The following is a 13,236-nucleotide window of genomic DNA, read 5'->3' on the forward strand; positions in this document are numbered from 1 at the left end:
CGCAGGAGCCCTCGTGCGAATCCTCGTCACCGGCGGTGCCGGCTTCATCGGCAGCAACTTCGTCCACCTGACCCTCCGTGAGCGTCCCGACGTGCGGATCACTGTTCTCGACAAGCTCACCTACGCGGGCAACCGCGAGTCCCTCGCCCCCGTGGCCGACCGGGTGCGGCTCGTCGAGGGCGATGTCGCCGATGCCGAGCTGGTCGACCGGCTCGTGGCCGACTCCGACCTCGTCGTGCACTTCGCGGCGGAGTCGCACAACGACAACTCGCTGCACGACCCGACGCCGTTCCTCGAGACGAACATCGTCGGCACCTTCGCGCTGCTGCAGGCGGTGCGCACGCACGACGTCCGCTACCACCACATCTCGACAGACGAGGTGTATGGCGACCTCGCGCTCGAGGACCCGGCGCGGTTCACGGAGCGCACCCCCTACAACCCGTCGAGCCCCTACTCGTCGACGAAGGCGGCCAGCGATCTGCTCGTGCGCGCCTGGGTGCGCTCGTTCGGGATCCGCGCGACGATCTCGAACTGCTCGAACAATTACGGGCCCTACCAGCACGTCGAGAAGTTCATCCCGCGCCAGATCACCCAGGCCATCGACGGGATCCGGCCCCAGCTCTACGGAGCGGGCGCGAACGTGCGCGACTGGATCCACGTCGACGACCACAACAGCGGCGTCTGGGCGATCATCGACCGCGGCGAGATCGGCGAGACCTACCTGATCGGCGCCGACGGTGAGAGGAGCAACCTCGAGGTTGTGCAGCGGATCCTCGTCGCGTTCGGCCGCGCCGAGGACGACTTCGACCACGTCACCGACCGGCCGGGGCACGACCTCCGCTACGCCATCGACTCCTCGCGGCTGCGGACCGAGCTCGGCTGGCGCCCGGTCTACACCGACTTCGAGGCAGGTCTCGCGGCCACGATCGACTGGTACCGGGCGAACGAGGCGTGGTGGCGACCGGCGAAGGCGTCCACGGAGGCGAAGTACGCGGCTGAGGACTGAGCGACAGGCTTCGCGCTCGTCAGCGCGGAGCGGCTCCCGGAGTCACTCCGCGGGCCGTGCGCGTCAGTGGATTCGGGCACCTCCGCAGGGAGCCGACGAGCACGCCTGCGGAGGCGCTGCTCGCCTTCCGAGCATCCCCGCCCAGCGCGGCTGCCGGACCACGGCCGACGCGAGCAGCGCGCGTGGACCCGCCGCCTCAGCGCACCGCTACCGTCGCCCGATCACGTCCGGTGAGGTCGCGCTGCGTGGTCGAGCCGCGCCAGCCGTCAGCCGTCAGCAGCGCGCGGATCGCGGCACCCTGCAGCTCGCCGTGCTCGATCACGAGCACTCCCCCTGGCCGGAGCAGGCGCAGCGCGGTGACCGAGAGCGAGCGGACCACGTCGAGCCCATCCTCGCCGCCGTAGAGCGCCGACGGCGGGTCGAACAGGCGCACCTCCGGATCGCGCGGGATCGCGGCCGCCGGGATGTACGGCGGGTTGGAGACGACGACCGACACGGTGCCGTCGAGCTCGGGCAGCGCCCGGGCCAGATCGTCGAAGATAATGCGCGCGTTCTCGAGCCCGAGACGCTCGCGGTTGCCGCGCGCCCAGATGAACGCCTCCGGGGCGTTCTCGACGCCGATCACCCGGGCGTGCGGAACCTCGTGCGCCAGGGCCAGCGCGAGCGCTCCGCTCCCCGTGCCCAGATCGACGGCGAGGGGCGATGGATCGACGACGGCACGCAGGGCGTCGATCGCGATCTGCGCGACGCCCTCGGTCTCGGGGCGGGGCACGAACACTCCGGGGCCCACCGCCAGCTCAAGGGAGCGGAACGGTGCGACGCCGGTGATGTGCTGGAGCGGCTCCCTGGCGGCCCGGCGCTCGATCGCGCTCTCGAGCGCCGCCTGCGCGCGCTCGTCGAGGGCCAGCCCTGTGATCAGGCGTGCCTGGAGCTGCCCGCGGCCGAGTCCGAGCACGTGGCCGAGCAGCAGCTCCGCGTCCACATCGGGGGTCGGCACGTGCGCGGCGGCGAGACGACCGACCGCCTCCGCGAGCAGAGCCCGGGCGTCGACGCCGGCGGTCACGAGGCTCATGCCCCCTCGGAGCCGATGTCGGCCAGACGCGCCTCTTCGTCGGCCTGGATCGCGCTCTCGACCACCGGGTCGAGCGCTCCGTTCATCACCCCGTCGAGGTTGTACGCCTTGTAGCCCGTGCGGTGGTCGGCGATCCGGTTCTCGGGGAAGTTGTAGGTGCGGATGCGCTCCGAGCGGTCCATCGTCCGGATCTGCGTCTTGCGCGCGTCCGAGGCCGCCGCGGCGATCTCCTCCTGCTGGCGCGCCAGGATGCGGGCGCGCAGCACACGCATGCCCGCCTCGCGGTTCTGCAGCTGGCTCTTCTCGTTCTGCATCGAGACGACGATGCCGGTGGGAAGGTGGGTGATGCGCACCGCGGAGTCGGTGGTGTTCACCGACTGACCGCCGGGCCCCGAGGAGCGGTAGACGTCGATCTTGAGGTCGTTCTGGTTGATCGCGACCTCCTCGGGCGCGTCGACCTCGGGGAACACCAGCACGCCGGTCGTCGATGTGTGGATGCGGCCCTGCGACTCCGTGACGGGGACGCGCTGCACGCGGTGCACGCCTCCCTCGTACTTCAGGTGAGCCCAGACGCCCTGCGACGGATCGGAGGCGTTGCTCTTGATCGCGACCTGCACGTTCTTGTAGCCGCCGAGGTCGGACTCGTCGCGGTCGAGGATCTCGGTCTTCCAGCCCTTCGCCTCCGCGTAGTGCAGGTACATCCGGAGCAGGTCGGCGGCGAAGAGCGCGCTCTCGGCTCCCCCCTCGCCGCCCTTGATCTCCATGATCACGTCGCGCCCGTCGTCCGGGTCGCGCGGGATGAGGAGGCGTCGCAGCCTCTCCTGCGCCACGCGCAGCGACTCCTCCAGCTCGGGGACCTCCTCAGCGAACGCCTCGTCCTCCCGGGCGAGCTCGCGTGCCGCCTCGAGGTCCTCGCCGGCCTGGAGCCACGCGGAGTGCGCCGCCCTGATCTGGCTCAGCTCCGCATAGCGCCGGTTGACCTTTTTCGCCCGGGCGGCATCGGCGTGCAGAGCCGGGTCGGAGAGCTGCGTCTGCAGGTCCTCGTGCTCGGCGAGGAGGACGCTGACGGATTCGAACATGAGGGGCCTGGCTTCCGGAGTAGTGGGGTGGGGACGCAGCGGCGGCACCCGGGGACGCGAAAACGTCCGCGGCCGCCCCTGCTCGAGGGGCGACCGCGGACGTCGGGGCGCTAGTGGTGGCCGTTGCCGTGGCCGGCGGCGGCCGGGCCGACCGCCGACTTCGAGACCTGCATCAGGAACTCGACGTTCGAGGAGGTCTCCTTTAGGCGCGACAGGATGATCTCGAGCGCCTGCTGCTGGTCGAGCCCGGCGAGGGCGCGGCGAAGCTTCCAGGTGATCTTGACCTCGTCGGTGCTGAGCAGCATCTCCTCGCGGCGGGTACCGGAGGCGTTCACATCGACCGCGGGGAAGATCCGCTTGTCGGCAAGGTGGCGGGAGAGGCGGAGCTCCATGTTGCCGGTGCCCTTGAACTCCTCGAAGATCACCTCGTCCATCTTCGAGCCGGTCTCGATGAGTGCCGTCGCGAGGATGGTGAGCGAACCGCCGTTCTCGATGTTGCGCGCCGCTCCGAAGAACTTCTTCGGCGGGTAGAGGGCCGACGCGTCGACCCCGCCCGAGAGCACGCGACCCGAGGCGGGCGCCGTCACGTTGTAGGCGCGGCCGAGGCGGGTGATCGAGTCGAGCAGCACGACGACGTCGTGTCCCAGTTCGACCAGGCGCTTCGCGCGCTCGATCGCGAGTTCGGCCACCGTGGTGTGGTCCTCGGCCGGGCGGTCGAAGGTGGAGGCGACGACCTCGCCACGCACGGTGCGCTGCATGTCGGTGACCTCCTCCGGACGCTCGTCGACGAGGACGACCATGAGGTGGACCTCGGGGTTGTTCTGCACGATCGCATTGGCGATCTGCTGCAGGACGATCGTCTTGCCCGCCTTGGGCGGCGCGACGATGAGGCCGCGCTGGCCCTTGCCGATCGGGGCGACGAGGTCGATGATCCTCTGGGTCAGCTTGCCGGGCTCGGTCTCGAGGCGCAGGCGCTCGGTCGGGTAGAGCGGCGTGAGCTTCTGGAACTCGACGCGTGCGGCGGCCTCCTCGACGGTCTGGCCGTTGATCGAGTCGACCCGGACGATCGCGTTGTACTTCTGGCGTCCGCCACCCTCGCCCTCGCGGGGCTGGCGGATGGCGCCGACGACGGCGTCGCCCTTGCGCAGGTTGTACTTCTTGACCTGGCCGAGCGAGACGTACACGTCGCTCACGCCGGGCAGGTAGCCCGTGGTCCGCACGAACGCGTAGTTGTCGAGGACGTCGAGGATGCCGGCGACCGGGATGAGGACGTCGTCCTCGCCGATCTCGGGCTCGATGTCGTCGCCCACTGCTCCGCCGCGGCGCTTGCGGTCGCGGTAGCGGCTGCGGCGCCCGTCCTCGCCCTCGGCCTGCTGGCCGTTCTGCTGCGGGCCGGTGCCGCCCTGCTGCTGCGGGACCTGCTGGCCCTCGCTCTGCGCGGCGCGCGAGCCCTGACCGTTCTGCGGCTGGCTCTGCGCGGCACCGTTCTGAGGAGCGTCGTTCTGGCGGTCGTCCCCCCGGTTGCGGTTGCGGTTGCGCCGATTGCGTCCGCGGCCGGTGCCCTGCTGGTCGCCGTTCTGCTGCTGGTCGCCGTTCTGCTGCTCCTGCTGGTCGCCGGAGTCGGAGGACGCGTCGTTGTCGGCGGGCGCGGACTCGGCCTGCTCGTTCTGCTCGGCGCTGCCTCCGCGACTGCGGCGGCGGCCGCGGCGCTCACGCTGGCCGTTCTCGCGGGAGGAGTCGTCGGACTCGGGGCCGTTCGGCAGCTCGATGTCGATCACGGGTTTCGTGGCCGGCTCGGCGTCGCGATCCTGCTCGAGCACCGGGAGGTCGGGGATCAGCGAGTCGACTCCGGACCCGCCGGGGACGTTGAGGTGCTCGCCTGCAGCGACCGTGCCGCTGGAGGCGCGGCGGGAGTTGCGGCGACGCGGGGTGCGCTCGGCCGGCTCGGCGGCCGGCTCGGCGGCCGCGGGGAGCTCGAGCTCGACCGGTGCCGACTCGGCGACGGAGGCCGCCGCCTCGGGAGCGGTCGGTGCGGCCTGCTCGAGGACGTCGGCCGTGTCGGCCTCCGTGCTCTCGAGGGCGGTCGGCAGCTCGGCCGCCGCCTCGGGGGCGGGCGCCGCCTGCTCGGCCACGTCCGCCGGCTCCGCTTCGACGACGGTGGCGTCGACGACGGGGGCGACGTCCTCGGCGGTCGCCGGAGCGATCGACTCGGCGTCGGCCGCAGCGCCGGCGCGGAGGTCCGAGATCGCCTGGACGAGCTCGCCCTTGCGGAGCTTGGAGGCTCCGCCGAGGCCGAGGCGCGTCGCGAGCGCCTGGAGCTCCGCGACGCGGAGCGCCGAGAGATCGGCGGTGAGATCCACGGTCGAGCCGTGGGTGTTGACATCTGTCACTGGAGAGGGTTCCTTCCCCCCGGGAACGACTGCTCACCGGGAGAGCTCATCGACCGCGCGGTGCCATCGCGTGTTCTGATCCACGCGATGCTCTCGGTCACCGGCGCCTCCTGCCAGAGAGCGCAGCGAGGGCCCGGAGACCAGGCGCCGGTCTGCAGGAGAAGCAGGGGCGCCCTTCACACGATGGGATGGCCGTGGTTGTCGGGACGATCCGTCGGACAGAGTCCGCTCGTTACGCGGTTCCTAGGGATGCGGTCCCCACTGTAGCACCCTTGAAGTCGACGGCCAGCATGTGCGCGCGCCACGGCGTGGGCGCCTCGGTCGCGACGAGGTCGGCCGCCGCGAGCCGCTGCGCGGGGTCGCTGCACAGCACCAGGACGCTCGGCCCGGCGCCCGAGACGACGGCCGCGTAGCCGTGCGAGCGCAGGAGGGCGATGAGTTCGGAGGTCTGCGGCATCGCGGCCGCGCGGTAGTTCTGGTGCAGCTTGTCCTCTGTCGCCGCGAAGAGCAGCTCCGGGCTCTGGATCAGCGCCGCGATCAGCAGCGACGAGCGCGAGACGTTGAAGACCGCGTCCTCGTGCGGCACGCTCTGCGGCTGCAACGAGCGCGCCAGGCGCGTCGACATGGTGTGCTCGGGGACGAAGACGACCGGCGAGACTCCGCGGTGCACCATCAGCTTCTTGGAGCGGGGGCGCAGCGGGGAGCCGGCGGCCGCATCGGCGTGGGGCTCCACCCACGCGATGGTCAGCCCGCCGAAGAGCGCGGGCGCCACGTTGTCGGGGTGCCCCTCCATCTCGGTCGCGATGCGGAGCAGGTCGTCGGCGTCGAGTTCCACGATCCCCTCGAGCAGCCCCTTCGCCGCCATGATCCCCGAGACGATCGCCGCCCCGGAGGAGCCCATCCCGCGGCCGTGCGGGATGATGTTGCGCGCGATCACCTCGATCCCGGGCATCTCCTGGCTCTGATCCGCGAAGGTGTACGCGACGGCCTGCACGACGAGGTTCGTCTCGTCGGTCGCCACCTCGCCCTCGCCCACGCCGTGCACCGTCACACGGGCACCCGTCGCCGCGACGGCGGTCACGTCGAGCTCGTCGTAGAACGAGAGCGCCAGGCCCAGCGTGTCGAAGCCGGGGCCCAGGTTCGCCGAGGTGGCGGGGACCTTGACGTGGACGGTGCGGCCGACGGGAACCGCTGAGGTCATGCGCCGGCCAGCCCCAGCACGTCCGCGACCGCTGCCGTGTCGACAGGCACGACGGTCGGCGTGATGTCGGCGCCGTCGGCGGTACGGAGCGCCCACTGCGGGTCCTTGAGGCCGTGACCGGTGACCGTGAGCACGACTGTGGCGTCCTTCGGGATCGCCCCGGCCTCGGCACGCTCGAGCAGCCCGGCGACGCTGATCGCCGACGCCGGCTCGACGAAGACGCCGACCTCGCCGGCGAGGATGCGGTAGGCCTCGAGGATCTTCTCGTCGCTGATCGCGCCGAAGTAGCCGTCGCTGGCGCTGCGTGCGTTCAGAGCGAGCTCCCATGAGGCGGGGTTGCCGATCCGGATCGCGCTGGCGATCGTCTCGGGGTGGCGGACCGGGGCGCCGTGGACGATCGGAGCGGAGCCCTCGGCCTGGAAGCCGAACATGCGCGGGAGGCGCGTCGTGGCGCCGCGCTCCAGCTCCTCCGAGTAGCCGCGGAAGTAGGCGGTGTAGTTCCCCGCGTTGCCCACCGGGACGATGTGGAGGTCCGGCGCGTCGCCCAGGACCTCGACGACCTCGAAGGCCGCCGTCTTCTGGCCGGCGATGCGGTCGGGGTTCACCGAGTTGACCAGGTGCACCGGGTAGTTGTTCGCGAGGTCGCGGGCGATGTCGAGGCAGTCGTCGAAATTGCCCTGCACCTGCAGGAGCTGCGCGTTGTGCGCGATGGCCTGGCTGAGCTTGCCCAGAGCGATTTTGCCCTCGGGCACCAACACGGCGGCGGTGATGCCGGCGTGGGTCGCGTACGCGGCGGCCGAGGCCGAGGTGTTGCCGGTCGAGGCGCAGATGACAGCCTTCGCACCGTGCTCGACGGCCTTCGAGATCGCCATGGTCATGCCACGGTCCTTGAAGGATCCCGTCGGGTTCATGCCCTCGTACTTGACCCACACCTTCGCGCCCGTCCGCGCAGAGAGGGCCGCGGCGGGGATGAGCGGGGTGCCGCCCTCGCCCAGCGTGATGACCGGGGTCGCCTCCGTCACATCGAGGCGGTCCGCGTACTCGTGCAGGACTCCGCGCCACTGCTTGGCCATCTCAGGCTCCTTCAACTCGTAGAACAGACGTCACGGCGCCCACGAAACCATGGGAGTGGAGGGCGGTGACGGTGGCCGCCAGATCGGATTCCGCCGCGGCGTGCGTGCCGAGGACCAGGGTAGCGGTCGGCTCGCGCCGCGCCGCACCGGTCGTCTCCTCCAGCGGGTCGGCGTCCGGCGGAGTCTGCACCAGGGTCTCGACCGAGACCCCGTGGTCGGCGAACACCCCCGCGATCTGCGCGAGCACGCCCGGCCGATCGAGCACCTCGAGGGTGACCTGGTATCGGGTCGTGACATGCCCGATCGGCAGGACCGACAGGCCGGAGTTCGCGCTGGTGACCAGGCCGGGACCACCGACGACGTGGCGCCTGGCGGCCGATACCACGTCGCCCAGCACCGCCGAGGCGGTCTCGACGCCGCCGGCACCGGCTCCGTAGAACATCAGATCGCCGGCCGCCTCGGCCTCGACGAAGACCGCGTTGTTGGCGCCGTGGACGGCGGCGAGCGGGTGCGAGCGGTGCACGAGCGCCGGGTAGACCCGTGCCGAGACGCCCTCCTCCCCCGTCTTGGCGTCGGTCAGCCGCTCGCAGATCGCCAGCAGCTTGATCACGTAGCCGGAGTCGCGGGCCTGGTCGACCTGAGCCGTGGTGATGCCGGTGATCCCCTCGCGGTGCACGAGGGTGACCGGCACGTCGGTGTGGAACGCCAGGCGCGCCAGGATCGCGGCCTTCTGCGCGGCGTCGTAGCCCTCGATGTCCGCCGTCGGGTCCGCCTCGGCGTAGCCGAGCTCGGTGGCGCGGGCGAGCGCCTCCTCGAGGCTCGAGTGCTCGGTGTCCATCCGGTCGAGGATGTAGTTGGTCGTGCCGTTCACGATGCCGAGGATCCGGTGGACGCGATCGCCCGCGAGGCTGTCGCGCAGCGGACGGATGATCGGGATGGCGCCCGCGACGGCCGCTTCGTAGTTGAGCTGCGCGCCGACCTGGTCCGCCGCCTCGAAGAGCTCGTTCCCGTGCGCGGCCAGGAGCGCCTTGTTCGCGGTGATCACGTCGGCGCCCGACGAGATCGCCGCGAGGATGTGGCTCCGGGCCGGCTCCAGACCGCCCATCAGCTCGACCACGATGTCGGCGCCGAGGATCAGCGACTCCGCGTCGGTGGTCAGCAGGTGCCTCGGGATGTCGGCGGTGCGCGGGGCGTCCGGATTCCGCACGGCCACGCCGACGAGCTCCAGCGGCGCCCCCACGCGCTGCGCGAGCTCGTCGCCGTGGTCGAGCAGGAGGCGGGCCACCTGGGCACCGACGGACCCGGCACCCAGGAGGGCGACGCGGAGGCTGCGGTACTCGATCATCGGGAGGTCGCCTTTCGTTCGATGCCGGCGTCGCGGCGGAGGAGGTCCTCCTCGGTCTCGCCGTGCACGAGGACGCGGGAGCGCCCGTCGCGCACGGCGACGACCGGGGGACGGCCGAGGTAGTTGTAGTTGCTGGCGAGAGACCAGCAGTAGGCGCCGGTCGCCGCGACGGCGAGCAGATCGCCCGGCCCGACGTCGGCGGGCAGGAAGTCGTCGTGCACGACGATGTCGCCCGATTCGCAGTGCTTGCCGGCGACCCGCACCAGCGCGGGTTCGGCCGAGGAGGAGCGGTTCGCGAGGAGCGCCGTGTAGTCGGCTCCGTAGAGCGCAGGGCGGGCGTTGTCGCTCATCCCGCCGTCGACGCTGACGTAGCGGCGCACGGCCGTCGCTCCCTCCGGGCCAACCACCACATCCTTGACGGTGCCGACCTCGTAGAGGGTCAGGCCGGCGGGCCCGATCAGCGAGCGCCCCGGCTCGATCGCGATGTGCGGCACCGGAATCCCGCGCACCGCGCACTGCTCAGCGACCGCGTCCGCGACGGCCGCCGCGATCTCAGCGATCGGCGTGGGATCGTCGGCGCTCGTGTACGCGATGCCGAAGCCGCCGCCGAGGTTGAGCTCGGGCACCGGGCCGTCCGCGAGCAGGGCTGCGTGCACGTCGAGCAGGCGCGACGCGGACTCCGCGAATCCGCCCGCCCCGAAGATCTGGGAGCCGATGTGGCAGTGCAGGCCGAGGAAGCGCAGCGACGGGAACGAGCGGATGCGCGCCACGGCGGCCGGGCAGTCGGCGAGCGCGAGGCCGAACTTCTGGTCCTCGTGCGCGGTGGCGAGGAACTCGTGGGTGTGCGCGTGCACGCCGCTGTTCACGCGGAGGCGGACGGCCTGCACCCGCCCGTGCCGCTCGGCTGCGGCCGCGACGCGCTCGATCTCGAGGAGACTGTCGAGCACGATCGTGCCCGCGCCGACCTCGACGGCACGATCGATCTCGGCGAGCGACTTGTTGTTGCCGTGCAGGCCGAAGCGTTCGGGCTCGATTCCCGCAGCGAGCGCGACGGCCATCTCCCCGCCGCTGGAGAGGTCGAGGTTGAGGCCCTCGCCGCGCATCCAGCGGGCGACCTCGGTCGACAGGAACGCCTTTCCTGCGTAGTAGACGGTGACGCCCGTGCCGATGCGGGCGAGCTCGCGGGCGAACACGTCGCGGAGCTCGACGGCCCGGCGCCGGGCATCCGCCTCGTCGACCACATAGAGAGGAGTGCCGTACCGGCGCACGAGCTCCGTGGCGGCGACTCCGGCGACCCAGAGCACACCGTCCGCGTCACGACGGGCGCCGTCCGACCAGATCCCCTCGACGAGCTCGTTCGCATCGTCGGGGGTGCGCAGCCAGTCGGGCGCGAGCGGATGCTGGGGAGCGCGGGCGGCGTCGATGACCACGGGTGAGACCTCACAGGAGAGAGTGGGAGCGTCACTGCGGGGCGAGCGGGTCCGGATTGACCCCTGAAGCCAGCGATGTCAGTGTTCGACCCGCGGACGACGCGGGCACAGGGCTCCGATCCTACCGGGCGACGCGGCGGCCGCCGCGCCCGATCAGGAGCAGGAGCCGGTCTCCTGCTCGGCCGGATCGCTGAGGAAGCTCGGCGAGAGGGCGAAGGTCGCGTCCATGGAGTCACGGGCGACCTCGACGCCGGTCAGCGTCAGCCCGCGGGGCACCGAGTCGGCGATGCAGACCGTCGACGGTGCGAGCAGATCGCCCGAGACAGCGCCGAAGCGCTCGCGGAACTGCGTCGCCGAGAAGGTGGCCCCCGCCGCCGAGACCTCCTGCGGCGTCAGCTCGATCGCCCCGTCGACGGCCGCGAGTCCGAGGCCGATTCCCGCCCCGAGGCTGAGGCCGAGCACATCGACCGACGCCGTCACGCGCACGAGCGGAGGGTCGAGGGTCACGTCATCCACCGGCACCGTGCTGCGCTCCGTCACCAGCGTCGAGACGGAGGCGGCGTCGATGTCGACCGTCGCGGTGCCGGAGTCGACGGTTCCGTCGCCGCTCACGGGCACTCCGACGAGGGTCGCCGCCACATCGCCGTCGAGTTCGCCGAACGAGACGTCGGAGCTGCGCAGGTCGAGGCGGTCCAGCCGGCCTCTCAGCAGCTGCGGCAGCACCGCCCAGCCCGCCACGTCGACGTCGACCGCGTGATCGGCGGGCAGCGCGAGCGCCTCCCTGAGGCTCGCGGCGGCCCGATCGGCGACCGCGCGGCGCGCGACCGAGTCGCCGACGACCGCGGCGATCACCACCAGCACCAGGACGATCGCGACGACGAGCGCGGCGCGGGCACCCCTGCGCCGCCGCCGCGGCCCGACGGCCTCGCTCACATCCGGTCCGGGGCGGTGACGCCGAGCAGCGAGAGACCGTTGCGCAGCACCTGACCGGTCGCCTCGTTGAGGCGGAGGCGGGTCGAGTGCACGGCCTCGACCGGGTCCTCGCCCTGCGGCACCACGCGGCAGGTGTCGTACCAGCGGTGGTAGAGGCCCGCGATCTCCTCGAGGTAGCGCGCGACGCGATGCGGCTCGCGGAGCTCGGCGGCGTGCGCCACGATCCGCGGGAACTCCTGGAGCCCGCCCAGCAGCGCCGACTCCGTCGGGTGCACGAGCGTCTCGGGCGCGAACGGCTCGGCCGGTACTCCCGAAGCCGCCGCTTTGGCCGCGACCTGACGGGTGCGGGCGTGGGCGTACTGCACGTAGTAGACGGGATTGTCGTTGCTGCGCTTGGTCAGCAGGTCGAGGTCGATGTCGAGGGTGGAATCGGCGGAGGAGCGCACCAGCGAGTAGCGGGCCGCGTCGACTCCGACGGCCTCGACCAGGTCCTCCATGGTCACCACGGTGCCGGCGCGCTTGGACATCCGGACCGCTTCGCCGTCGCGGATGAGGTTCACCAGCTGACCGATCAGGATCTCGAGGTTCACCCCCGGGGTGTCGCCGAACGCGGCGCACATCGCCATCATCCGGCCGATGTAGCCGTGGTGGTCGGCTCCCAGCATGATGATCGCCCGGTCGAAGCCGCGCTCGCGCTTGTCGAGGTAGTAGGCGAGGTCGCCGGCGATGTACGCCGCCTCGCCGTCGCTCTTGATGACCACCCGGTCGCGGTCGTCGCCGAAGGAGGTGGTGCGCAACCACGTCGCGCCGTCCGCCTCGAAGAGGTGACCGAGCTCGCGCAGGCGCTCGATCGCACGCTCCACCGCACGAGACTCGTGCAGCGAGTTCTCGTGGAAGTACACGTCGAAGTCCACGCCGAACTCGTGCAGGCTCTGCTTGATCTCGCCGAACATCAGCTCGACGCCGATCGAGCGGAAGGTCTCGGCGAGCTCCGCATCGGGGAGCACGGAGAGGTCACCCGGGTAGGCGGCGACCACCCGCTCGGCGATCTCGGCGATGTAGGCGCCGCCGTAGCCGTCCTCGGGCGTGGGCTGGCCCCGGTACGCCGCGAGCAGGCTCCGCGTGTAGCGGTCGATCTGCGCGCCGTGGTCGTTGAAGTAGTACTCGCGGGTCACCTCGGCGCCCTGCGAGATGAGCATCCGCGCGAGGCTGTCGCCGACCGCCGCCCAGCGGGTGCCGCCGATGTGGATCGGTCCGGTGGGGTTCGCCGAGACGAACTCGAGGTTCATCCGCACGCCGGAGTACGCGCTGCCCGTCCCGTAGGACTCGCCCGCCGAGACGATGACGCCGGCGAGGGCGCCCGCCGCCGCGGCCTCGAGCCGGACGTTGAGGAACCCCGGCCCGGCCACCTCGACCGTGGCGACCCCCTCGACCGCGCCCAGCCCTTCGGCCAGTTCGGCCGCGAGCTCGCGCGGGTTCGCGCCGACCTTCTTCGCGAGCTTCATCGCGATGTTCGAGGCCCAGTCGCCGTGGTCGCGGTTCTTCGGCCGCTCCAGCACGACGTCCGAGAGGTCGACCCCCGCGTCACCGCCTCGTCGCTGCACGGCGTCGAGGACGAGGGCGTGCAGGGAGGCGGCGAGTTGCTCAGGAGTCACGGGGAGTGATTGTACCGGCCGCTGTCCGCCCCTCTCCCCTGTCGTGGCGCTG

The 13,236-nt window shown here is 71.7% G+C and carries 10 protein-coding genes; 1 reads left to right on the forward strand and 9 read right to left on the reverse strand.

The window, feature by feature from the left end; genetic code table 11:
- Window positions 1–13: 13 nt before the first annotated feature.
- Window positions 14–1,006 (forward strand): dTDP-glucose 4,6-dehydratase, encoded by a 993-nt coding sequence (rfbB, locus tag GSU10_RS09590; RefSeq protein WP_068210884.1) that lies wholly within the window; start codon window positions 14–16, stop codon window positions 1,004–1,006.
- 196 nt (window positions 1,007–1,202) lie between these two features.
- On the opposite strand, the gene prmC is transcribed toward rfbB, so the two are convergent.
- The 9 genes from prmC to argS form a co-directional block, all read right to left on the reverse strand.
- Window positions 1,203–2,078, reverse strand: coding sequence for a peptide chain release factor N(5)-glutamine methyltransferase (gene prmC, locus GSU10_RS09595; RefSeq protein ID WP_068210887.1), 876 nt, complete (start codon window positions 2,076–2,078; stop codon window positions 1,203–1,205).
- Window positions 2,075–3,157, reverse strand: coding sequence for a peptide chain release factor 1 (gene prfA / locus GSU10_RS09600; RefSeq protein ID WP_068210900.1), 1,083 nt, complete (start codon window positions 3,155–3,157; stop codon window positions 2,075–2,077). The genes prmC and prfA overlap by 4 nt, the downstream gene beginning before the upstream one ends.
- Before the next feature lie 110 nt (window positions 3,158–3,267).
- Entirely contained in the window at window positions 3,268–5,547 is a 2,280-nt protein-coding gene (gene rho, locus GSU10_RS09605) for a transcription termination factor Rho (protein WP_132504111.1), read from the reverse strand.
- Between the two features lie 232 nt (window positions 5,548–5,779).
- The gene (gene thrB / locus GSU10_RS09610; protein ID WP_068208271.1) at window positions 5,780–6,748 is read right to left on the reverse strand and encodes a homoserine kinase; all 969 of its coding nucleotides are present in this window, start codon (window positions 6,746–6,748) and stop codon (window positions 5,780–5,782) included.
- Entirely contained in the window at window positions 6,745–7,821 is a 1,077-nt protein-coding gene (thrC, locus tag GSU10_RS09615; RefSeq protein ID WP_132504109.1) for a threonine synthase, read from the reverse strand. The genes thrB and thrC overlap by 4 nt, the downstream gene beginning before the upstream one ends.
- A gap of 1 nt (window position 7,822) precedes the next feature.
- Entirely contained in the window at window positions 7,823–9,166 is a 1,344-nt protein-coding gene (locus GSU10_RS09620; RefSeq protein ID WP_132504107.1) for a homoserine dehydrogenase, read from the reverse strand.
- Complete coding sequence (gene lysA, locus GSU10_RS09625) at window positions 9,163–10,596, reverse strand: diaminopimelate decarboxylase (protein WP_236713513.1); 1,434 nt, start codon at window positions 10,594–10,596, stop codon at window positions 9,163–9,165. The genes GSU10_RS09620 and lysA overlap by 4 nt, the downstream gene beginning before the upstream one ends.
- Window positions 10,597–10,749: 153 nt before the next feature.
- Complete coding sequence (locus GSU10_RS09630; RefSeq protein ID WP_132504105.1) at window positions 10,750–11,529, reverse strand: LmeA family phospholipid-binding protein; 780 nt, start codon at window positions 11,527–11,529, stop codon at window positions 10,750–10,752.
- Window positions 11,526–13,184: an arginine--tRNA ligase gene (argS, locus tag GSU10_RS09635; RefSeq protein ID WP_132504103.1), complete on the reverse strand. Its 1,659-nt coding sequence runs from the start codon at window positions 13,182–13,184 to the stop codon at window positions 11,526–11,528. Before argS ends, GSU10_RS09630 begins: the two co-directional genes overlap by 4 nt.
- Window positions 13,185–13,236 lie beyond the last annotated feature (52 nt).

The organism is Rathayibacter tanaceti, from assembly GCF_009834165.1.
Lineage (GTDB): Bacteria > Actinomycetota > Actinomycetes > Actinomycetales > Microbacteriaceae > Rathayibacter > Rathayibacter tanaceti.

What these genes read in the sequence shown, in the direction of transcription:
- prmC (WP_068210887.1), bottom strand. Translation starts at nt 2,078, where the DNA reads ATGAGCCTCGTGACCGCCGGCGTCGACGCCCGGGCTCTGCTCGCGGAG.
- prfA (WP_068210900.1), bottom strand. Translation starts at nt 3,157, where the DNA reads ATGTTCGAATCCGTCAGCGTCCTCCTCGCCGAGCACGAGGACCTGCAG.
- thrB (WP_068208271.1), bottom strand. Translation starts at nt 6,748, where the DNA reads ATGACCTCAGCGGTTCCCGTCGGCCGCACCGTCCACGTCAAGGTCCCC.
- thrC (WP_132504109.1), bottom strand. Translation starts at nt 7,821, where the DNA reads ATGGCCAAGCAGTGGCGCGGAGTCCTGCACGAGTACGCGGACCGCCTC.
- GSU10_RS09620 (WP_132504107.1), bottom strand. Translation starts at nt 9,166, where the DNA reads ATGATCGAGTACCGCAGCCTCCGCGTCGCCCTCCTGGGTGCCGGGTCC.